An 18,511-nucleotide genomic window follows, 5' to 3' on the forward strand; every position below is an offset into this window, starting at 1 on the left:
CGTGGGAAATACAAACTTGAACCGGCGCGGGCTTTCCGTGCAGGTTTGACTCCGGCCCGACCGCCGTCCCGCCTGGCGAGGGAGCGCGCGGGCCTCAGCGCGAGCTGACGTACTTCTCGCGCCGGATCTGCGCCACCGGCAGGCCGTAGTCCTTCAGCGCGGCGAACGCGGCGTCGACCATGTTGGGATTGCCGCACAGGTAGGCGATGTCGCGGTCGGCCTGGGGAGCCAGTTCGGCCAGCACGCCCTGCACGTGGCCGCTGCGGTCGTGCGGGCGGGGTTCGGCGCGGGGCTGGCGGCTCAGGCAGCCGTGGAAGGTAAACCCGGGGTTTTCCTTCGCGAAGGCCTCGAACTCCTCGCCGTAGAGCAGCTCGGCCTCGCTGCGGGCGCCGTAGAGCAGCACGACTTCGCGCCCGCCCTTGGCGAGCAGTTGGCGGATCTGCGGCAGCATGGCGCGATAGGGCGTCACGCCCGTACCGGTGGCGATCAGCAGGTAGCGCGGGTGGGTGTCGCCCGGCTGCAGGCAGAAGCGGCCGTAGGGGCCGCTGGCCTCGATCGTCCCGCCGGGCTGCAGGTTGCCGAGCAGCTTGGTGGCCGCGCCGCCCTCGACGTAGCTCACCGCGATCTCGATCCGTTGCACGGGCGCGCTTCCATCGCCGACGGTCGCCACCGAATAGCTGCGCTTGGTCGCCGTGCCGTCCTCGTAGTGGAAATGCACCTGCAGGAACTGGCCCGGCTGGAAGGCCAGCGGCTGTCCGTCGGCGCGCTCGAACACCAGGTGGCGCACGCTAGGCGCGAGCATGAAGCTGTCGACGAGACGGAGGGTGAAATGGTCGGCCATGGGATTCCGGAGCGGGAGGCACGCCCGACGTGAGCGGGCGGCAGGTAAACGGCCACGTATAATAAAGGGCTGGCCCCCACGGTGCAGCCCATGTCATCTGTTCCCGCACTCGTCGTCGACAACCTGCGCAAGACCTACGGCAACGGCGTGGAGGCCCTCAAGGGCATCTCGCTGACCGTCCAGCAAGGCGACTTTTTTGCGCTGCTCGGCCCCAACGGCGCCGGCAAGTCGACGCTGATCGGCATCCTCTCCTCGCTGGTGAACTCGACCGGTGGCGATGCGCGCATCTTCGGCGTCTCGGTCAACCAGCAACGCAACGAGGCGATGAAGCTGATCGGCCTGGTGCCGCAGGAGATCAACTTCAACCAGTTCGAGAAGCCGTTCGACATCTGCGTGAACGAGGCCGGCTTCTACGGCATCCCTCGCAAGATCGCGGCCCAGCGCGCGGAGAAATACCTGAAGGAGCTGCGTCTGTGGGACAAGGCGCAGCACCAGGCGCGCATGCTCTCCGGTGGCATGAAGCGGCGCCTGATGATCGCCCGCGCGATGATGAACGAGCCGAAGCTGCTGATCCTGGACGAACCGACCGCCGGCGTGGACATCGAGATCCGCCGCTCCATGTGGCAGTTCGTCAGCGGCATCAACGCGGCCGGCACCACGGTCATCCTCACCACGCATTACCTGGAAGAAGCCGAGCAGCTGTGCCGCAACATCGCGATCATCGACCACGGCACCATCATCGAGAACACCACGATGAAACGGCTGCTGGCTTCGCTGGACGTGGAAACCTTCGTGTTCGACGTGGCCGGTGTGCCCGGTCCGCTGCCGGCAATGTCCGGGGTGGCCATCCGCAAGGTCGACGAGCACACGCTCGAGGCGGAGATGTCGCGCGACCACGACCTCAACTCGCTGTTCGCCACGCTGTCCTCGCACGGCATTACGGTGACCTCAATGCGCAACAAGACCAACCGGCTCGAGGAGCTGTTCGTGCGGCTGGTCGAGGGCGGGCGCGAGTCGGGCAAGGAGAAGGCTGCGTGAGCACACCCACCTCCGCATCCGGCGAACACAACCCCAGCAGCCGCGTGGAACCCAAGCGCATGAGCAACACCGCTACCAACCTGGTCGCCCTGCACACCATCGTGCGGCGCGAGATCGTGCGCATCATGCGCATCTGGACGCAGACGCTGATCCCGCCGGCGATCACGATGACGCTTTACTTTGTCATCTTCGGCAAGCTGATCGGCAGCCGCATCGGCACCATCCAGGGCGGCTACTCGTACATGCAGTACATCGTGCCCGGGTTGGTGATGATGAGCATCATCACCAACAGCTACGGCAACATCTCGAGCTCCTTCTTCGGCGCCAAGTTCAGCCGCGCAGTGGAGGAGATGCTGGTCTCGCCGATGCCCAACTGGGTGATCCTGCTCGGCTACGTCACCGGCGCGGTGACGCGCGGACTGGTGGTCGGCACGCTGGTGCTGCTGATCGCGCTGTTCTTCACCTCGCTGCACGTGGCGCACCCGCTGGTGACCTTCTTCTCGGTGCTGCTGGGCGCGACCATCTTTTCGCTGGCCGGCTTCGTCAACGCGGTCTATGCCAAGAAGTTCGACGACATTGCGCTGGTGCCGACCTTCGTGCTCACTCCGCTGACCTACCTGGGCGGCGTGTTCTACTCGGTCAACATGCTCGGCGAGCCTTGGCAGGCGATCTCGCGCGCCAATCCGATCCTGTACATGGTCAACGCCTTCCGCTTCGGCGTGCTGGGCATCAGCGACGTCCGCATCGGCGTGGCGTTCGTGGTGATGCTGGCCTTCGTCGCGGGCCTGTCCATCGTGGCCTTGCAGCTGCTCAAGCGCGGGGTCGGCCTGCGCTCCTGAGGGCCACCATGCGCGTCAACAAGTACATCAGCGAAGCGGGGCTGTGCTCGCGTCGCGAGGCGGACGAGCTGCTGCTGGCCGGACGCGTGACCATCAACGGCGAGGTGGTCAGTACCGGCGCCAAGGCGCTGGAGGGCGACCAGGTGCGGGTCGACGGCGAGATCGTCAAGGCGCGCATCCTGGCGGCCACGCCGGCGGCCAAGAGGGCGGTCTACATCGCGCTGAACAAGCCGGTCGGGATCACCTGCACCACCGACCAGGGCGTAGCCGGCAACATCGTCGATTTCGTCGACCACCCGCAGCGGGTCTTTCCGATCGGCCGGCTGGACAAGGATTCCGAGGGGCTGATCCTGCTGACCAGCAACGGTGACATCGTCAACGAGATCCTGCGCGCGGAGAACCGCCACGAGAAGGAATACCTGGTGGCAGTGAACAAGCCGGTCACCGCGGCGTTCCTCGCCGGCATGGCGCGCGGCGTGCGCATCCACGGCCAGATGACCCTGCCCTGCCGCGTGCGCGCGATCGCCCGGTTCGGCTTTGCCATCGTGCTGACCCAGGGGCTCAACCGGCAGATCCGGCTGATGGCCGCGGCCTTCGGCTACCGCGTCACCCAGCTGCGCCGCGTGCGCGTGGTCAACGTCAAGCTCGGCCACCTCAAGCCGGGCCAGTGGCGCAACCTCACCGACGCGGAACTCAAGGGCCTGCTGCCCGATCGCACGCAGTGGTGACCGCCTGATCCGCGGAGCGCGCCGCTCCGCGTGCGATCATGCCGCCATGACCTCCTTCGACACGCACCCGCTCAAGCCCGCCCTGCTGGCGAGCCTCGACACGCTCGGCTACGCCACGATGACCCCGGTGCAGGCGCAAGCCCTGCCGCCGATGCTGCAGGGGCGCGACGTGATCGTGCAGGCGCAGACCGGGAGCGGCAAGACCGCGGCCTTCGGACTGGCCCTGTTGCAGGCGATCGAGGTCGAGTCGATCCGGCTGCAGGCGCTGGTGCTCTGCCCCACCCGCGAACTGGCCGACCAGGTCAGCAAGGTGATCCGCAAGCTGGCTGCGGGCATTCCCAACGTGAAGCTGCTGACCCTGTGCGGCGGCATGCCGCTTGGGCCACAGCTTGCCTCGCTCGCGCACGATCCGCACATCGTGGTCGGCACGCCCGGGCGCGTGCAGGAGCATCTCAAGCGCGGCAGCCTGCACGGCGGCGGCGTCAAGGTACTGGTGCTGGACGAGGCCGACCGCATGCTCGACATGGGCTTTGCCGAGGCGATCGACGACATCGTCAAGCGCATCGCCAGGCACCACCAGACGTTGCTGCTATCGGCGACCTATCCGGAGGAGATCCGGGCCGTGAGCGGCCGGCTGCAGCGAGACCCGGTCACCGTCACCGTGGCGGCCGAAGCCGATGCACGGCCGGCGATCGAGCAGCGTTTCCATGAGGTGGAGCCGGCGCGCAAGCCGGACGCACTGGCGCAGCTGCTGGCCGAGGCCCGCCGCTCCGCTGGCACCGGCAGCCACGAAGGCGCGCTGGTGTTCTGCAACATGCGCCGCGAGGTGGACGCAGTGGCGCAGGAGCTTGACCGGCGCGGCTTCTCCGCGCTCGCGCTGCATGGCGACATGGAGCAGCGCGACCGCGACGAAGTGCTGGTGCGCTTCGCCAACCGCAGCTGCACGGTGCTGGTGGCTACCGACGTCGCCGCGCGCGGACTGGACATCGCCGCACTGCCGCTGGTGGTCAGCTACGACATCGCGCACGACCCGGATACCCATACCCACCGTATCGGTCGCACCGGCCGCGCCGGCGAGCCCGGCCTGGCGGTCAGCCTGTGCACGCCGCGCGAGCGGCCCAAGGCCGAGAACATCGAACAGGCCAGCGGCACGCCCCTGTCGTGGCACCCACTGAAGCTTGCGCCGCCACGCGGCAAGACGCTGCAACTGGCGCCGATGAAGACGCTGGTGATCGATGCCGGCCGGCAGGACAAGCTGCGCCCGGGCGACATCCTGGGCGCGCTCACGGGCGAGGCCGGGCTGGCCGCCGGCGACATCGGCAAGATCGACGTGTTCGCCACGCGCGCCTACGTCGCCATCAGCCGCGCACAGGCGAACAAGGCACTGGAGCGGTTGCGTGCAGGCCGCATCAAGGGGCGCAACTTCCGCGTTCGACCGCTGGGTTGATGGCAGCCGCTTGCTTGCGTTTCATGGCCTAGCGCCGTCGTTCGCCCGACGCGCGTGCGGCCGTCCGCCGACGCGGACCAGCCCACGCCGCCGCCGAGGGATCAGCGCTTGGCGTCGCCGATGCGGAAGCGGCACACGTGGCCGCCGCGGATGATGCATTCCATGTGGTGGATGCGCCGCCCGCTCGCCGCCTCCATGTAGGCCAGGTCGAACTTGCATACCTGCGGCACGCTACGCGCCAGCGCGTGGAACACGCAGTTGAACGCTTCCACCTGCTGCTCCTGGCCGTGCCGCGCGACCACCGCCTCGTAGCCCAACGCGTCCAGCTGGCCGGCCAGCTGCTGGGCCACTTCGTCTTGGCTGGCCTCCGGCGGCAGCGGGACTTCGTGGCTGCCCAGCGAGTGGCCGAGTTCCTGCAGCATCTCCTCCAGCGCAGCCGGGCCATAGCGCTCGCGCAGCTTGCCCAGCAGCGCGGTGCTCAGCAGGCCGTAGTTGCGCGGGAACAGCGCACGACCGCCCTCGGTGAGGCGGAAGCGCGCCTGCGGTCGGCCACCGGTCGCACGCGCCTGCCCGCGCTCGACGTAGTCGCGCGCGAGCATTGCACTCAGGTGCTGGCGTACCGCGTTGTGGCTGATGCGCAGGCGCTCGCACAGCTCCTCCACCGAGCAGCCCTGCGGCGCCATCAGCAACTGGCGCAGCAGGCGCTGCTGGGTGGCACCGAGCCGGGCGAGTGCGCTCATCTCAGGCGGCCTTGGCCGGGAACTGCTTGGCGATGGCACCGGCCAGCGCGTCGGAGATCACGTCCATGTGCGCCTGGACGGCCTGCCAGGTGGACTGCTCGCCCTTCATGTCGCCGGCCATGATCTGCTGGATCTGGGTGGCGTGGTGCGCGACGTGCGTGGCCATCAGGCCTTGCACGGCGCCCTCCGGCAGGTTCGGGTTGGCGCCGGAGAGGAATCTGGCGATCGCCGTGACGTTCGATTGCAGGTCGGCCATGGCCTTGCGCTCGGCGGCCGAGTCATTGGCGGCGCGCGCATCGGTCAGCGCCTTGACGCCACCCCAGTGGCCGGCAAGCAACTGGAGCATGCGCGCGCCGGCCGGTTTGCCATAGAAGCCGCCGACCGCAGCGGCGATCTGCTTGGCATTGGCGACCACCGCGTCGGCCGCGGCCTTGGCCTTGGCGCCGTCATGGGCGTGCACGGCCAGCGCGTAGGCGCGGGTGTGCACGGCGTGGCCGTGCCAGAGCGAGCGCATCGCGGCGTCGAGCTTGGGCGCGGCTGGAACGGCGGATGCCGGGCCCTGGTTGTGCATGGCCATCGCGGGAGGCGTCGCGGCCATCGTGGGGGTGGCCGCGGCAAGGGTGGCGGCAAGGATGGCAGCGGACAGGCAGGTGGAAGGTTTCATGATGGTCTCCAGAAGGATCGCCGCGGTTGCGACGGTGGAAGTCTGGACGGGTCGGGTTTACGCGCAATATGTGTATGTGTAAAGCCTATTTTGCTGGCCTTGCCGCGCCCTCGTGGGAGCCCGCTTGTGGGTGACGCCCGTGGCGGGCGGTGCAGAAGACGTGGGCTCCTACAGGTGTGCCGGGGCTTGTAAGGTAGGTGCTTTCCCAGTGGACGCATGCCATGTTTCGCCGCCACCGCCTGCTGCTCGCCGCCCTGCTCCCCTTCGCCACCGCCGCCACCGCCGCCATCGCCAAACCGCCGGCGCAGCCGGTCGAGCATCCCGAGCTGCATGCCCTGGCCAGCGCGCCCAGCGAACAGGAGCTGCGGGCCACGATCACCGCCCTGGTCGGCTTCGGCACGCGCCACACGCTGTCCGATACCCGCTCCGACACGCGCGGCATCGGCGCCGCGCGGCGCTGGGTCCAAGCTCGCTTCGAGCAAATCGGCCGCGACTGCGGCGGCTGCCTGCAGGTCATCACGCCTTCGCAGGCCTTCACCGGCGAGCGCGCGCCCAAACCGGTCGGCGTGGCGGACGTGGTGGCGATCAAGCGCGGCAGCAGCGATCCGGACCGCGTGATCGTGATCACCGGCCACCTCGACTCGCGCGTCACCGACATCATGGACACGACCCACGACGCGCCGGGCGCCAATGACGATGCTTCCGGCGTGGCTGCGCTGATCGAGGTGGCGCGCCTGCTCTCGACACAGGACAACCGTGCCACCCTGGTGTTCGCCGCGCTGTCCGGCGAGGAGCAGGGGCTGTACGGCGGCAAGGTGCTGGCCGACTACGCGGTGGCGCACGGCTGGCGCGTGGAGGCCGAACTCAACAACGACATCGTGGGCAACAGCCGCGGCCAGAACGGCGTGCGCGACAACACCATGGTGCGCGTGTTTTCCGAGGGCACCAAGAGCAACGAGACGCTCAAGCAGGCCGCCTTCCGCCGCTACCACGGTGGCGAGGTCGATTCGCCCTCGCGCAACCTGGCGCGCTACATCGATCGGCTGGCCGACGCCTACCTGCCCGACTTCGACGTGCACATGGTCTACCGCACCGACCGCTATGGCCGAGGCGGCGACCAGGTGCCCTTCCTGCAGGCCGGCTTCCCGGCGGTGCGGGTCACCGAGGGCCACGAGGACTACACCCGCCAGCATCAGGAGCTGCGCCCCGGCTACGGCGACACCATCGACGGCCTCGACTTCCGCTACCTGGCCCGCGTCACCGCCCTGAACGCGATCACGATGGCCAGCCTGAGCCGTGCTCCCGCGCCACCCGGCGGCGTCGACATCAAGGGCGCGCTGGCCACCGACACCACCATGAACTGGCAGCGGGTGGCCGGTGCCGCCGGCTACCGCGTGCACTGGCGCGACACCACCGCGCCGCAATGGCAATACGCCCGCGCGGTGGGCAACGTGGACCAGGCGGTGCTCGAGGACGTGGTGATCGACGACTGGTACTTCGGCGTGTCGTCGGTATCGGCGGACGGCTATGAGAGCCCGGTGGTATTCCCGGGCGAGGCGGGAAGCTTCGAGCGCTCGCCGCCCACGCATTGAGCGCCGGAGCCGGCGCGCGCCGCCGGCTCAGTAGCGCGGCTGCGCATGCCAGCGCCAGGCGCTGGCGACGATCTCGCACAGGTCGGTATGGCGTGGCGACCAGCCCAGCGCCTGCCGGGCCCGCGCGCTGGCCGCCACCAGCATGGGCGGATCCCCGGCGCGGCGCGGCTCCCAGTCGAACGACAGGCCACGCCGCCCACTGACCTGGCGCACCGCCTCGACCACCTCGAGCACGCTGAAGCCCTGCCCGTTGCCCAGGTTGAAGCGATGCGCGCCGGGATGGTCGTGCAGGTATTCCAGCGCAGCCAGGTGGGCGGCGGCCAGATCGTCCACGTGTACGTAGTCGCGCACGCAGGTGCCGTCGGGCGTGGGGTAGTCGTTGCCGAACAGGCGCAAGCGTTCGCCGTTGCCCATCGCGGCGCGCAGGGCGTTGGGGATCAGGTGGGTCTCCGGCTGGTGTGATTCGCCGATCTCGCCTGACGGCGTGGCGCCGGCTGCGTTGAAGTAGCGCAGCGCCACCGAGCGAAGGCCGTAAGCCTGGCCGGCGTCTGCCAGCATGCGTTCGGCCATCAGCTTGCTCGCCCCATAAGGATTGATCGGCGCGGTCGGATGGTCCTCGTCGATCAACGGCTGGCGGGGTTCGCCGAACACCGCCGCGGTGGAGGAGAACACCAGCCGCTCCACGCCGGCCTCGCGCATCGCCTGCAGCAGGGTGAGGGTGCCGCCGACGTTGTTGTCGTAATAGACGTAGGGCCGCGCGATGGACTCGCCCACCAGCGACAGGGCGCAGAAATGCATCACCGCGTCGTAGCGTTGCGCGGTGAAGGCGCGGCGCAGCGCCTGGGCATCGCGAACGTCGGCCTCGACCAGGTCGCCCCAGCGCACCGCTTGGCGGTGGCCGGTGGAGAGGTTGTCCAGCACGGTGACGCGGTGTCCCGCCCGGGCCAGCCAGCGCGCAGCGTGCGCGCCGATATAGCCCGCGCCACCACAGACGAGCACGTTGAGATTCATCGCAGCGTTACAGTCCCATGCCTGGAAAAAAATCCATCGCCGCGCCGGCGGACGCCACGGCCGACGGCGGGCCGCGGACGGGCGCGGCGGCGGGCCATGTCAGCCGCGCCCGTACACATCCTCGAAGCGCACGATGTCGTCTTCGCCCAGGTAGCTGCCCGACTGCACCTCGATCAGCTCCAGCGGGAGCCGGCCCGGGTTCTCCAGCCGGTGCTTGACGCCCAGCGGAATGTAGGTGCTCTGGTTCTCGGTCAGCGTGAGCACTTCGTCGCCGCGGGTGATGCGGCCGGTACCGCTGACGATGACCCAATGCTCGGCGCGGTGGTGGTGCATCTGCAGGCTCAGCGATGCGCCGGGCTTGACCGTGATGCGCTTGACCTGGAACCGCCCGCCCACGTCGATCGAATCGTAGCTGCCCCACGGCCGGTACACCTTGCGGTGGCGGGTCGGCTCGCCGCGGCCCTCCGCCTTGAGCCGGGCGACGATCCCCTTGACGTCCTGCACGCGGTCCCGGTGCGCAACCAGCACCGCATCGGCGGTGTCGACCACCACCACGTCCTCCAGCCCGAGCAGCGCGATCAGCCGACCCTCGCCCCAGGCCAGCGTGTTGCGGCAGTCCTGCGCCAGCACGTCGCCATGGTGCGCGTTGCCGTTGCCGTCCTGCTCGGCCACTTCCCACAGTGCCGACCAACTGCCGAGGTCGTTCCAGCCCACGTCGATCGGCAGCACGGCCGCCGCGTCGGTGTGTTCCATCACTGCGTAGTCGATCGAGTCGGATGGGCAGGCGGCGAAGGCCGCCCCGTCCAGCCGCACGAAGTCGGCATCGCGCGCGGCGCCGGCGATCGCCGCGCGGCAGGCCTCGAGCATGGCCGGCTGCTGGCGCGCCAGTTCCGCCAGGTAGACCGATGCGCGGAACAGGAACATGCCGCTGTTCCAGACGTACTCGCCCGACGCGACGTACTGCTGCGCCGTGGCCGCGTCGGGCTTCTCGACGAACTGCGCCACCTGGCGCACGCCGTCGGCCACCTCGGCGCCGGCGCGGATGTAGCCGTAACCCGTCTCGGGACCATGCGGCACGATGCCGAAGGTGACCAGTCGTCCTTGCGCCGCCGCCGGCTCGGCGCGGCGCACGGCCGCCTGGAACGCGGCCGCGTCGGCGATCACGTGGTCCGAGGGCAACACCAGCAGCAGCGGATCGGCGCCCTCGCCGGTGGCCTGCAGCGCAGCCACGGCGATCGCCGGCGCGGTATTGCGCCCGACCGGCTCAAGCAGGATCGCCGAGGGTACGCAGCCGACCTGGCGCAGCTGCTCGGCCACCATGAAGCGGTGTTCCTCGTTGGCCACCACCATCGGTGCGGCCGAGGCCAGCGGCGCGATGCGGAGCCAGGTCGCCTGCAGCATGGTGTCCGTGCCGGCCAGCGGCAGGAACTGCTTCGGATACGACTCGCGCGACAACGGCCACAGGCGCGTACCGGAACCACCGGAAAGAATTACAGGAACCATCGACATCTCCATCCGGCCCGCCGCATCTGGCGGCAGGCAACCTCGATCCGTACTGCCGTGGTGTGCCGGAACCGGCCCGGCCATCCCCGGCGACCCCACATGATGCCCTGTGCAAGCCCGCCCTGCGCGCGAACAGGTCCCGCTGCGTTACGCCATCACGGGTCCTACGCCCTGCAGGTACCACGCGCACATCTGCTCCACGCCGTCGCGCAGGGGCATGTACGGCGACCAGCCCATCGTGTTCAGCCAGGCGCCATCCCGCATCACCTGCCCGGGCGCCGCGGTCCGTCTGCCGAACAGCAGCCGCCCCCGGTAGCCGACCGTTTCAGCCGCCAACCGCGCGAGGTCGGCGAAGGCCATTGCCTCGCCACCGACGTTGACCGGCAGCTCGCTGCTGTAGCGCTGCATCAGAAACAACGCCGCGTCCGCAAAGTCGTCGACCTGCAGCCACTCCCGCGCCGGCACGGCACTGATCGCCAGCTCCGCCGCGCCCGCCGCCTGTGCCTCGTACAGGCGCCGCACCAGCGCCGGCAACACGCCGGCCTGCGCGCCAGCACTGTCGCCCGGCCCGTAAAGCTCGGCAGGTACGGCACTGACGGCGTCGAACCGATACTGGCGCCGGTAGACCTGGCACATGCGGATGCCGGCGATCTGCGCCAGCACGCTGGCGTCCTGGCCGGGCCCGACCGCGGTCGACAACAGCGAGCCATCCTGCAACGGCGGCAACGCCCTGGCCGGGTAAACGCCGGACGAGGCCAGGAAGCACAGCTTGCGCACTTCCGCCCGCCATGCCGCATGGATCACGTTGGCCTGCACTGCCAGGCTCTCGCGGACCGCCTCGCCGGGCCGCGCGCCGCCGGCGCCTTCCCGCGGCGCGGTCAGCCAAACGTACTCGGGCCGCTCCCGGAACAGCATCGCCTGAGCCGGCGCCGCCCGGGTCAGATCCGCCTCGCCCGGCGCAAGAAAGCGGATGTTGCTGTATCCGGCAGCCCATAACCGGCGCACCACCGCGCTGCCCACCCAGCCGCACTGACCGGTCACCAGAATGCGTGCATCCAGGTCCATGGCCCCACCCCGTTCAAGTTGACGCCCGCATGCCTGCCCAGGCTGTTGCGCCTGGACATCGGTCCATCCTTGAGTTCCTGCCTCCCAACCGGCACCGGCGACCGTGGCCCCGCTACGGCCGATGTGCCGCCCCAACCTGCGCCCCACGCAAGCGCCTGCCCAACGATACCAAGCGGCGACCGCTCAGAGGTGTTGCAACCAGCTGTCGATGCCCTCGTCGATCAGCCGGTACGCCAGCTCGAAGGCGGCCCGCGGCTGCCGATAGGGGTCCGGAACATCGCGGTCGCCCTGCCATTTGCCGAGCAGGAAAGTGCGGCCCACCGCATGCGGCCAGTTCTTGCCCAGGTTGGCCAGGTGCGAGCGCTGCATCACCAGGATCAGCTGGGCGCTGGCGATGGCCGCCTCGTCCAGCTGGCGCGCACGATGGGCGGAAGCATCGATCCCGTGTTCGGCCAGCAGGTCGGCGGCGAAGGGATCGATCGGGTTGCCGGCAAGCGCGGCCAGGCCCGCCGAGTCGACCGTAATCGCCCTGCCGCCGAGCCGGTGGCGCAGCAGGTACTCCGCCGTGGGGCTGCGGCAGATGTTGCCGATGCAGACGATCAGCACCTTGTCGAACACGATGGGCGAACCTGGGCGGCAGTGGAAGGAGAGACCTGCCGCAGGCGGGCCGGCGGGCCAGGATGGCCACCATGGTGCAAGGATCGAACTTAACGAGAGCGCAGCGCGCCGGTCAAGGCGACGGCGACCGCGATCAATCGGCGACGTCGGCCACCAGCCGGTCCAGCTCCGCCTTCAGCGTGGCGCCATTGACGCGCAGCCAGTCGCGCTGCTCGCGCCAGTTCGGGAACAGCGTGGCGACCAGCGCCCAGAAGCGCGGCGCATGGCTGCGCACTTTCAGATGGCACAGCTCGTGCGCCAGCACGTAGCGCAGCGCGGCCGGCGGGGCCAGGGCCAGCGCCAGATCCAGATTGATGCGGTCGCGCGTGTCGAGGCTGCCCCAAAGGCTCTTCATCGGACGGATGCGCAGCGAGGTGGGCGCCAGGCCCAGCTGCGGCACGTAGGCGGCCATCCAGCGCGAAACGTCGCGGCGCATCTGCGCTTCGAAATGCGAGGCGAGCAGGCCACGCGCCACCGGCAGGGCGCGGGTGTGTGGCCGGGGAATCACCAGGACCAGGCCGCCGTCGAAGGACTCCACCCGCGGGTAGGGGCCCTCCGCCCAGTCCAGCAGCGCGGTCTCGCCGCGCAGCGGGAATTCGGTGGCATGGCCAACACGCAAGGGAGGCAGCGGCTTGACGATCAGGTTGAGCTCATCGAGCTTCTTTTCGAGCCAGTCGGCATGGCTGCGCAGGAAGGCGCTGACCTGCGACGGGTGGGTGCCGTTGGGATAGGACACCCGCGCACCCTTGGGCGTGACCGTCAGGCGCAGGCGCCGCGCGCGCGGATGCGCGGCCTTGAGCACGCGGATGGTGCTGCCGCTCGCCGTTGCCAGTTCCAGCCAATCGCCTTGAAGTTGTGCTGCCATGATCCGGGGCCCGTCGGTAGAGCATAACCTTGCAACGGGGGGTGTGAGGAAAGGGTTGGATGGCGTCGCGTGGCGGGTTTTCGGTTCCCGTTCACGCGACGTCGACGGTTGCATTTGTGTTCCTTCTCCCTCCGTGGGGAAGGTTGCCCGAAGGCTCGGATGAGAGCCGAGGCCCACGGGAAACGCCCGGGAAAGAACCGCGTTTGCGGAGGCCACCGCAAGCGCGGCCCACCCCGGCCTTTCCCCTGAGGGGGAAAAGGCGCAGAAGCGGTCAGGCGTCCTTGGGCCGCGGCAGGCCGAACCACTCCTCCAGCTTGCCCAGCAGGCGCTCGAGTTCCAGCGTGAACAGCGCGAAGCGGGCGTCGAGCTCCGCGGCGGCGTCGGGGGCGCTGTCGGCCAGCTCGTCAGTCACCACGTCCAGCAGCTTGAGCTTGCGCAGCACCAGGTCCTCGCCCAGCACGAAGCTGATGCGATCGTCGAACACCAGGCCGAGCTGGAACACCTGCTTGCCGTTGCGCAGGTGCTCCTTGATCTCCTCGCTCTCCAGGTCCTGCCGGCGGCAGCGGGCGATGGCGCCGGTGTTGCTGCCCGGATCGCGCAGCTCGACCTCGTCGCCGAGCGTCAGGCCGGCCGGCAGCGTGCCGTTGGCGAGCCAGTCGGTCATCAGCACGCGCGGGCCTTCTTCCGGCGCCAGCGGCACCGCGGGGAAACTGCCCAGCGCCTCGCGCATCTGGGTGAGCGCGTTCTCGGCCGATTTGCGGCTGGAGGTGTCGAGCACCAGCCAGCCGTGCTGGCGGTCGACGTAGGCGGACATGCGTGAGCTGCGCACGAACGCACGTGGCAGCAGCTCGTTGAGCAGGTCTTCCTTCATGCGTTTGCGCTCGCGACCGCCCACCTTGCGGCCCTCTTCTTCGGCGATCTTCTGCACGCGACGGTACAGTTCGTCGTTGACCACGGCGGCGGGCAGCAACTTGTCCTCGCCGCCGACCGAGACCCAGGTGCAGTGCTTGACCGCGTGGGTGAGCGCAGCTTCCTCGCCACGGCCGATCGGTGGCACGAAGCCTTTGGTGAAGAGCTCGAGCGGGCCACAGGGGCGCAGGCGATGCTCGCCGAGGGCCTCGTCCAGGCGGGAAAGGTCTTCGGCGACGGCGGGGGAAAAACGGAACAGCGTGAGGTTGCGGAAGAACATGCGGGATCCGGTTGGGAGGCGATTGCCCTGGGACCCTTCGACTACGGCCGTGCGGGCCGACGCTCAGGGCGAACGGTTCATTGGGGTGTCGGCCCTCCTCGTTCGCCCTGAGCGTAGCGCAGCGACGTCGGAGGGTCTGCGGGATGTCAGCGGCTCACCGCCGCCACGGCTTGCGCCACGACATCGAGGTTGCCGCGGTTGAGCGCCGCCACGCAGATGCGGCCGGTGCCCAACGCATAAATGCCGTACTCCTCGCGCAGGCGATCGACCTGCGCACGGGACAGGCCCGAGTAGGAGAACATGCCCGCCTGCTGCTGGATGAAGCCGAACTGTGGCGCACCGTGGACGGCAAGCTTCTCGACCAGGCCGGCGCGCATGGCGTGGATGCGCTCGCGCATCTCCGCCAGCTCCGCCTCCCACATCGCGCGCAGCTCGGCGCTGCCGAGCACGCCGGCAACCAGCGCGCCGCCGTGCGTGGCTGGGCTGGAGTAGTTCGCGCGGATGGTCTGCTTGATCTTCGCGCGCAGCCGCGCGGCCTCGTCGCGATCGGCGCCGACCATCGACAGCGCGCCCACGCGCTCGCCGTACAGCGAGAACGACTTCGAGTAGGAACTGGCCACCACGAACGCATCGATGCCGGAGGCTGCAAACAGCCGGATCGCCGTGGCGTCGGCGTCGATGCCCTGGTCGAAGCCCTGGTAGGCGATGTCGACGAACGGCAGCAGGTCGCGCGCCTTGACCAGGTCGACCACCTGCTGCCATTGCTGCGCGTCCGGGTCCACGCCGGTGGGGTTGTGGCAGCAGGCGTGCAGCAGCACCACGGTGCCGGGCTCGAGTCGGCCCAGGTCCTCCAGCATGCCGGCGAAATCCAGGCCATGCGTGGAAGGGTCGTAATAGCGGTAATCGATGACCTCGAAGCCGGCGTTGCCGAACACCACGCGGTGGTTTTCCCAGCTCGGGCTGCTGATCGCGATGCGCGCCTTCGGCAGCACCTTCTTGAGCAGGTCCGCGCCCACGCGCAGGGCGCCACTGCCGCCGATGGTCTGCGCGGTCGCCACGCGGCCGGCGGCCAGCAGCGGCGAATCGGCGCCGAACAGCAGCTGCTGGCTGAGCGCGTCGTAGGCCGCCAGGCCGTCGATCGGCAGGTAGCCGCGCGGCTTGGCTTCGGCGGCCAGCGCCTGCTCGACCTCGCGCACCGCGCGCAGCAGCGGGATGCGGCCGTGCTCGTCCACGTAGATGCCCACGCCCAGGTTGACCTTGTTCGGGCGCGGGTCGGCCAGGTAGGCCTCGGTAAGGCCGAGGATCGGATCGCCCGGGGCCATTTCGACGGTAGCAAAGTGGGACACGTTGTGGGCTCGCGTTGAAAATTGGAAGTATAGACGTCTAGACGTCTTCATTGGCTCCGGCCAGATCGTCGACCAGCCAGCCATGCGCATCGGCACGCCGCGCATCTTCCCGCGCACCGAGCGCGGCGAAATCGAAAAGGCTGCGGTCGGCAAGCTGCGACGGCGCGACGTTGCCGAGCGCATGGAAAATGCTCTCGCAACGACCTGGATGCTGCGCATCCCAGTCCGCGAGCATACGGCCGATCGCCTTGCGCTGCAGGTTTTCCTGCGAGCCGCACAGGTTGCACGGGATGATCGGGAAAGCTCGCGCCTGCGCGTACCGGGCGATGTCGCTCTCGCGGCAGTAGGCCAAGGGACGGATCACCACGTGGCGGCCGTCGTCCGAGCGCAGTTTCGGCGGCATCGCCTTCAGGCTCGCGCCATGGAACAGGTTGAGGAAAAAGGTCGCCAGGATGTCGTCGCGGTGATGGCCAAGCGCGATGCGCGTGATGCCGTTCTCCGCCGCCCAGCGGTACAGCGCGCCGCGACGCAGCCGCGAACACAGGCTGCACATGGTCTTGCCCGCCGGGATCACCCGGGTGACCGTGCTGTAGGTGTCCTGCTCGATGATGTGGAACGGGACGCCGCGCGACGTGAGGTAGTCCGGCAGCACCTGCGCGGGGAAGCCCGGCTGCTTCTGGTCCAGGTTGACTGCGACCAGTTCGAAACGCACCGGCGCCCTGGCCTGCAGCGAAAGCAGCATGTCCAGCAGGGTGTAGGAATCCTTGCCACCGGACAGGCAGACCATGACGCGGTCGCCATCCTCGATCATCTGGAAATCGACGATCGCCTGGCCCACCTGGCGTCGCAGCCGCTTGGCCAGCCGCGCGGCCTCATGGGCCCGCTTGCGGTCGGCGCGGGTGTCGGGAAGAACGGGGACGGACATAGCGCGCCATTGTACCGCGCCGCCGCATCCGGCCCGCGGCGGTACACTTGGCCCCCTGTTCCGCCCGCCGCCACCCGCCATGCAGGTCCAGGACCCCATCCAGATCGCCCGCCGCCTGACCGAACTGCGCCAGGAACACCGCGACCTGGACGCGGCGATCAGCCACATGGCTACGCACCCGGCGCGTGACGAACTGCAGCTGACACGGTTGAAAAAGCGCAAGCTCCTGCTCAAGGACGCCATCGCGCGGCTGGAAAGCAAGCTGATCCCCGACCTGGACGCCTGACGACGATGCCCACACCCACCACGCTGGAGGACGCACACGTCGTCCTCGAACCGCTGTGTGCCGAACACGTCCCGTCGCTGGAAGCCGCCGCCGCCGACGGCGAGCTCTGGCGGCTGTGGTTCACCTCGGTTCCGGCGCCGGGGGAAATGGCGGCCTACGTGGAGAAGGCGCTGGCCGGGCAACGTGAGGGAAGGATGCTCCCGTTCGCGATCCGCGAGCGCGGCACCGGCGAACTGGTGGGCAGCACGCGGTTCTACGACGTTGTGGACGACCCGCCGCGCGCGGCGATCGGCTACACCTGGTACGCCAGGCACTGGCAGAAGAGCCATCTCAACACCGCGTGCAAGCGCCTGCTGCTGGAGCACGCGTTCGAGCGCATGGGCCGTGTCGCGGTCGAATTCCACACCGACGGGCGCAACCTGGATTCGCAGCGGGCGATCGAGCGGCTGGGCGCGCAGCGCGAGGGCGTATTGCGTGCGCACCGGCGGCGGCCGGATGGGAGCCTGCGCGACACGGTGTGCTATTCGATCCTCGAGCGTGAATGGGCGGACGTGAAGCGCTGGCTGGAGTTGCGGCTCCAGCGGTTGACCGCGTCGCGCTGAGCATTCCTGCCCGCTTCGTCCGAGTCTTCCGCAAGCCCTGGTCCCTCACCCAGCCCTCTCCCCGCAGGGAGAGGGAGCCGTGTGAGGCACCTTGAGGCCACAACGCGCGAGCAGCCTGGCTCCCTCTCCCTGCGGGGTGAGGGTTGGGGTGAAGGGCTCGCCGGAAACTTCCTAGCGAATCCCGCGCGGGTGCACTTCGATCGTCGCGGTCATCCCTGCCGCGAGCAACGTGCCGGGCGGCATCTGCGAAGCATCGATGGCGATGCGCACAGGCACGCGCTGCGCCAGCCGCACCCAGTTGAACGTCGGGTTGACGTCCGCCAGCAGGTCGCCGCCGGCGGGATTGTCGCGGTCGGTGATGCCGTGGGCGATGCCGGTGATGGTGCCCTCCAGGTGCACGCCACCGGCCAGCAGGCGCACGTCGACCGGATCGCCCACGCGCAGCTGCGGCAGCTTGGTTTCCTCGAAGTAGCCGTACAGGTAGTAGCTGTGCGCGTCGATCAGTGCCAGCCGCGGCGTGCCGGTGGCGGCGTAATCGCCCACGCGCACGTCCAGGTTGGTGACGTAGCCGTCGACCGGCGCGCGCACTTCGGTGCGTTGCAGATCGAGCCTGGCGCGGTCGAGCGCGACCTGCGCCTGCTCCACCGCCGCTGCGGCCTGTTCGCGGGCGGCGCTGGCCTGGTTGCCGCCGGCCTGCGCCTGTTGCCAGCTGGCGCGCGCGGCGCTGGCCGTGGCCCGCGCGTCGCTGCGCGCTTCGCGCGAGATCACGTCGCCGACCTGCTCGCGTCGCTGCGCCTGCTCGGCGTACATGCGGTACTCCGCCTGCCTGGCCTGGGCGCTGGCCAATGCGGCGCTGATGTTGGCGCCGGCCGCGCGCGCGCCCGCCTCGGCCGCAGCGAGGTTGGCCTCGGCCTGCGCCACCGCGTTGGCAAATCGCGCCTGGTCGATGGTGAACAACGGATCGCCCTTGTGCACGAACTGGTTGTCCGACACCGCCACGCGGTCGACCAGCCCGGACACGTCCGGCGCCACGCGCACCACGTCGGCACGCACACGGCCGTCGCGCGTCCACGGCGCATATAGGTAGTGCTTCCACAGCGCGTGGCCGAGCAGCACGGCAAGCACCACCACGGCGGCGGTGACCAGGAATCGGAGCAACGAAGCGGCTTTCAT

19 protein-coding genes are annotated in these 18,511 nt (G+C 69.4%); 7 read left to right on the plus strand and 12 right to left on the minus strand.

Features of this window, described 5'->3' with window-relative positions:
• Positions 1-94: 94 nt before the first annotated feature.
• Positions 95-841 carry a ferredoxin--NADP reductase gene (locus tag BMZ38_RS04990; RefSeq protein ID WP_091334906.1) on the minus strand — a complete coding sequence of 249 codons (747 nt, stop codon included), beginning with the start codon at positions 839-841 and terminating at the stop codon, positions 95-97.
• A gap of 90 nt (positions 842-931) precedes the next feature.
• On the opposite strand from BMZ38_RS04990, the gene BMZ38_RS04995 reads away from it, so the two are divergent.
• Genes BMZ38_RS04995 through dbpA form a run of 4 tightly spaced genes read left to right on the plus strand, consistent with a single transcriptional unit; the run spans position 932 to position 4,893 of the window.
• Positions 932-1,879, plus strand: coding sequence for an ABC transporter ATP-binding protein (locus BMZ38_RS04995; RefSeq protein ID WP_091334908.1), 948 nt, complete (start codon positions 932-934; stop codon positions 1,877-1,879).
• A 59-nt stretch (positions 1,880-1,938) separates the two neighbouring features.
• Positions 1,939-2,718, plus strand: a complete 780-nt coding sequence (locus BMZ38_RS05000; protein ID WP_091335638.1) for an ABC transporter permease — start codon at positions 1,939-1,941, stop codon at positions 2,716-2,718.
• A gap of 8 nt (positions 2,719-2,726) precedes the next feature.
• Complete coding sequence (locus tag BMZ38_RS05005; RefSeq protein ID WP_091334910.1) at positions 2,727-3,446, plus strand: pseudouridine synthase; 720 nt, start codon at positions 2,727-2,729, stop codon at positions 3,444-3,446.
• Between the two features lie 46 nt (positions 3,447-3,492).
• On the plus strand, positions 3,493-4,893 hold the full coding sequence (dbpA, locus tag BMZ38_RS05010) for an ATP-dependent RNA helicase DbpA (protein ID WP_091334913.1): 1,401 nt from the start codon (positions 3,493-3,495) through the stop codon (positions 4,891-4,893).
• Between the two features lie 101 nt (positions 4,894-4,994).
• Here the strand turns inward: dbpA and BMZ38_RS05015 are convergent, their stop codons facing one another.
• Positions 4,995-5,633: a helix-turn-helix transcriptional regulator gene (locus tag BMZ38_RS05015; protein ID WP_091334914.1), complete on the minus strand. Its 639-nt coding sequence runs from the start codon at positions 5,631-5,633 to the stop codon at positions 4,995-4,997.
• Between the two features lies 1 nt (position 5,634).
• The gene (locus tag BMZ38_RS05020; RefSeq protein WP_139202383.1) at positions 5,635-6,297 is read right to left on the minus strand and encodes a hypothetical protein; all 663 of its coding nucleotides are present in this window, start codon (positions 6,295-6,297) and stop codon (positions 5,635-5,637) included.
• 221 nt (positions 6,298-6,518) lie between these two features.
• On the opposite strand from BMZ38_RS05020, the gene BMZ38_RS05025 reads away from it, so the two are divergent.
• Positions 6,519-7,889, plus strand: a complete 1,371-nt coding sequence (locus BMZ38_RS05025) for a M20/M25/M40 family metallo-hydrolase (RefSeq protein ID WP_091334919.1) — start codon at positions 6,519-6,521, stop codon at positions 7,887-7,889.
• A gap of 27 nt (positions 7,890-7,916) precedes the next feature.
• Here BMZ38_RS05025 and galE read toward each other — a convergent pair whose 3' ends face one another.
• From galE to ttcA, 8 genes are all read right to left on the minus strand, one after another.
• A complete protein-coding gene (galE, locus tag BMZ38_RS05030; RefSeq protein ID WP_091334922.1) occupies positions 7,917-8,900 on the minus strand; it encodes a UDP-glucose 4-epimerase GalE in 984 nt (327 codons plus the stop codon).
• Positions 8,901-8,999: 99 nt separating this feature from the next.
• A complete protein-coding gene (locus tag BMZ38_RS05035) occupies positions 9,000-10,409 on the minus strand; it encodes a mannose-1-phosphate guanylyltransferase/mannose-6-phosphate isomerase (RefSeq protein WP_091335640.1) in 1,410 nt (469 codons plus the stop codon).
• Positions 10,410-10,550: 141 nt separating this feature from the next.
• Positions 10,551-11,468: an NAD-dependent epimerase/dehydratase family protein gene (locus BMZ38_RS05040; protein WP_091334925.1), complete on the minus strand. Its 918-nt coding sequence runs from the start codon at positions 11,466-11,468 to the stop codon at positions 10,551-10,553.
• A gap of 183 nt (positions 11,469-11,651) precedes the next feature.
• The gene (locus BMZ38_RS05045) at positions 11,652-12,086 is read right to left on the minus strand and encodes a low molecular weight protein-tyrosine-phosphatase (RefSeq protein WP_091334928.1); all 435 of its coding nucleotides are present in this window, start codon (positions 12,084-12,086) and stop codon (positions 11,652-11,654) included.
• Between the two features lie 133 nt (positions 12,087-12,219).
• Positions 12,220-12,990 carry a M48 family metallopeptidase gene (locus BMZ38_RS05050; protein ID WP_091334931.1) on the minus strand — a complete coding sequence of 257 codons (771 nt, stop codon included), beginning with the start codon at positions 12,988-12,990 and terminating at the stop codon, positions 12,220-12,222.
• A 271-nt stretch (positions 12,991-13,261) separates the two neighbouring features.
• Positions 13,262-14,179, minus strand: a complete 918-nt coding sequence (locus tag BMZ38_RS05055; protein WP_091334934.1) for a recombination-associated protein RdgC — start codon at positions 14,177-14,179, stop codon at positions 13,262-13,264.
• Between the two features lie 146 nt (positions 14,180-14,325).
• Positions 14,326-15,525 carry an amino acid aminotransferase gene (locus BMZ38_RS05060; protein WP_091334936.1) on the minus strand — a complete coding sequence of 400 codons (1,200 nt, stop codon included), beginning with the start codon at positions 15,523-15,525 and terminating at the stop codon, positions 14,326-14,328.
• 37 nt (positions 15,526-15,562) lie between these two features.
• A complete protein-coding gene (gene ttcA, locus BMZ38_RS05065; RefSeq protein WP_091334938.1) occupies positions 15,563-16,450 on the minus strand; it encodes a tRNA 2-thiocytidine(32) synthetase TtcA in 888 nt (295 codons plus the stop codon).
• Between the two features lie 79 nt (positions 16,451-16,529).
• Here ttcA and BMZ38_RS05070 point away from each other — a divergent pair, with 79 nt between their 5' ends.
• Together BMZ38_RS05070 and BMZ38_RS05075 are read left to right on the plus strand one after the other, a co-directional pair.
• Positions 16,530-16,736 carry a YdcH family protein gene (locus tag BMZ38_RS05070; protein WP_091334941.1) on the plus strand — a complete coding sequence of 69 codons (207 nt, stop codon included), beginning with the start codon at positions 16,530-16,532 and terminating at the stop codon, positions 16,734-16,736.
• Between the two features lie 5 nt (positions 16,737-16,741).
• A complete protein-coding gene (locus BMZ38_RS05075; RefSeq protein WP_091334944.1) occupies positions 16,742-17,338 on the plus strand; it encodes a GNAT family N-acetyltransferase in 597 nt (198 codons plus the stop codon).
• Positions 17,339-17,509: 171 nt separating this feature from the next.
• On the opposite strand, the gene BMZ38_RS05080 is transcribed toward BMZ38_RS05075, so the two are convergent.
• A complete protein-coding gene (locus BMZ38_RS05080) occupies positions 17,510-18,511 on the minus strand; it encodes an HlyD family secretion protein (RefSeq protein WP_091334947.1) in 1,002 nt (333 codons plus the stop codon).

It is taken from the genome of Frateuria terrea, from assembly GCF_900115705.1.
GTDB classification, from domain to species: Bacteria; Pseudomonadota; Gammaproteobacteria; order Xanthomonadales; family Rhodanobacteraceae; genus Frateuria_A; species Frateuria_A terrea.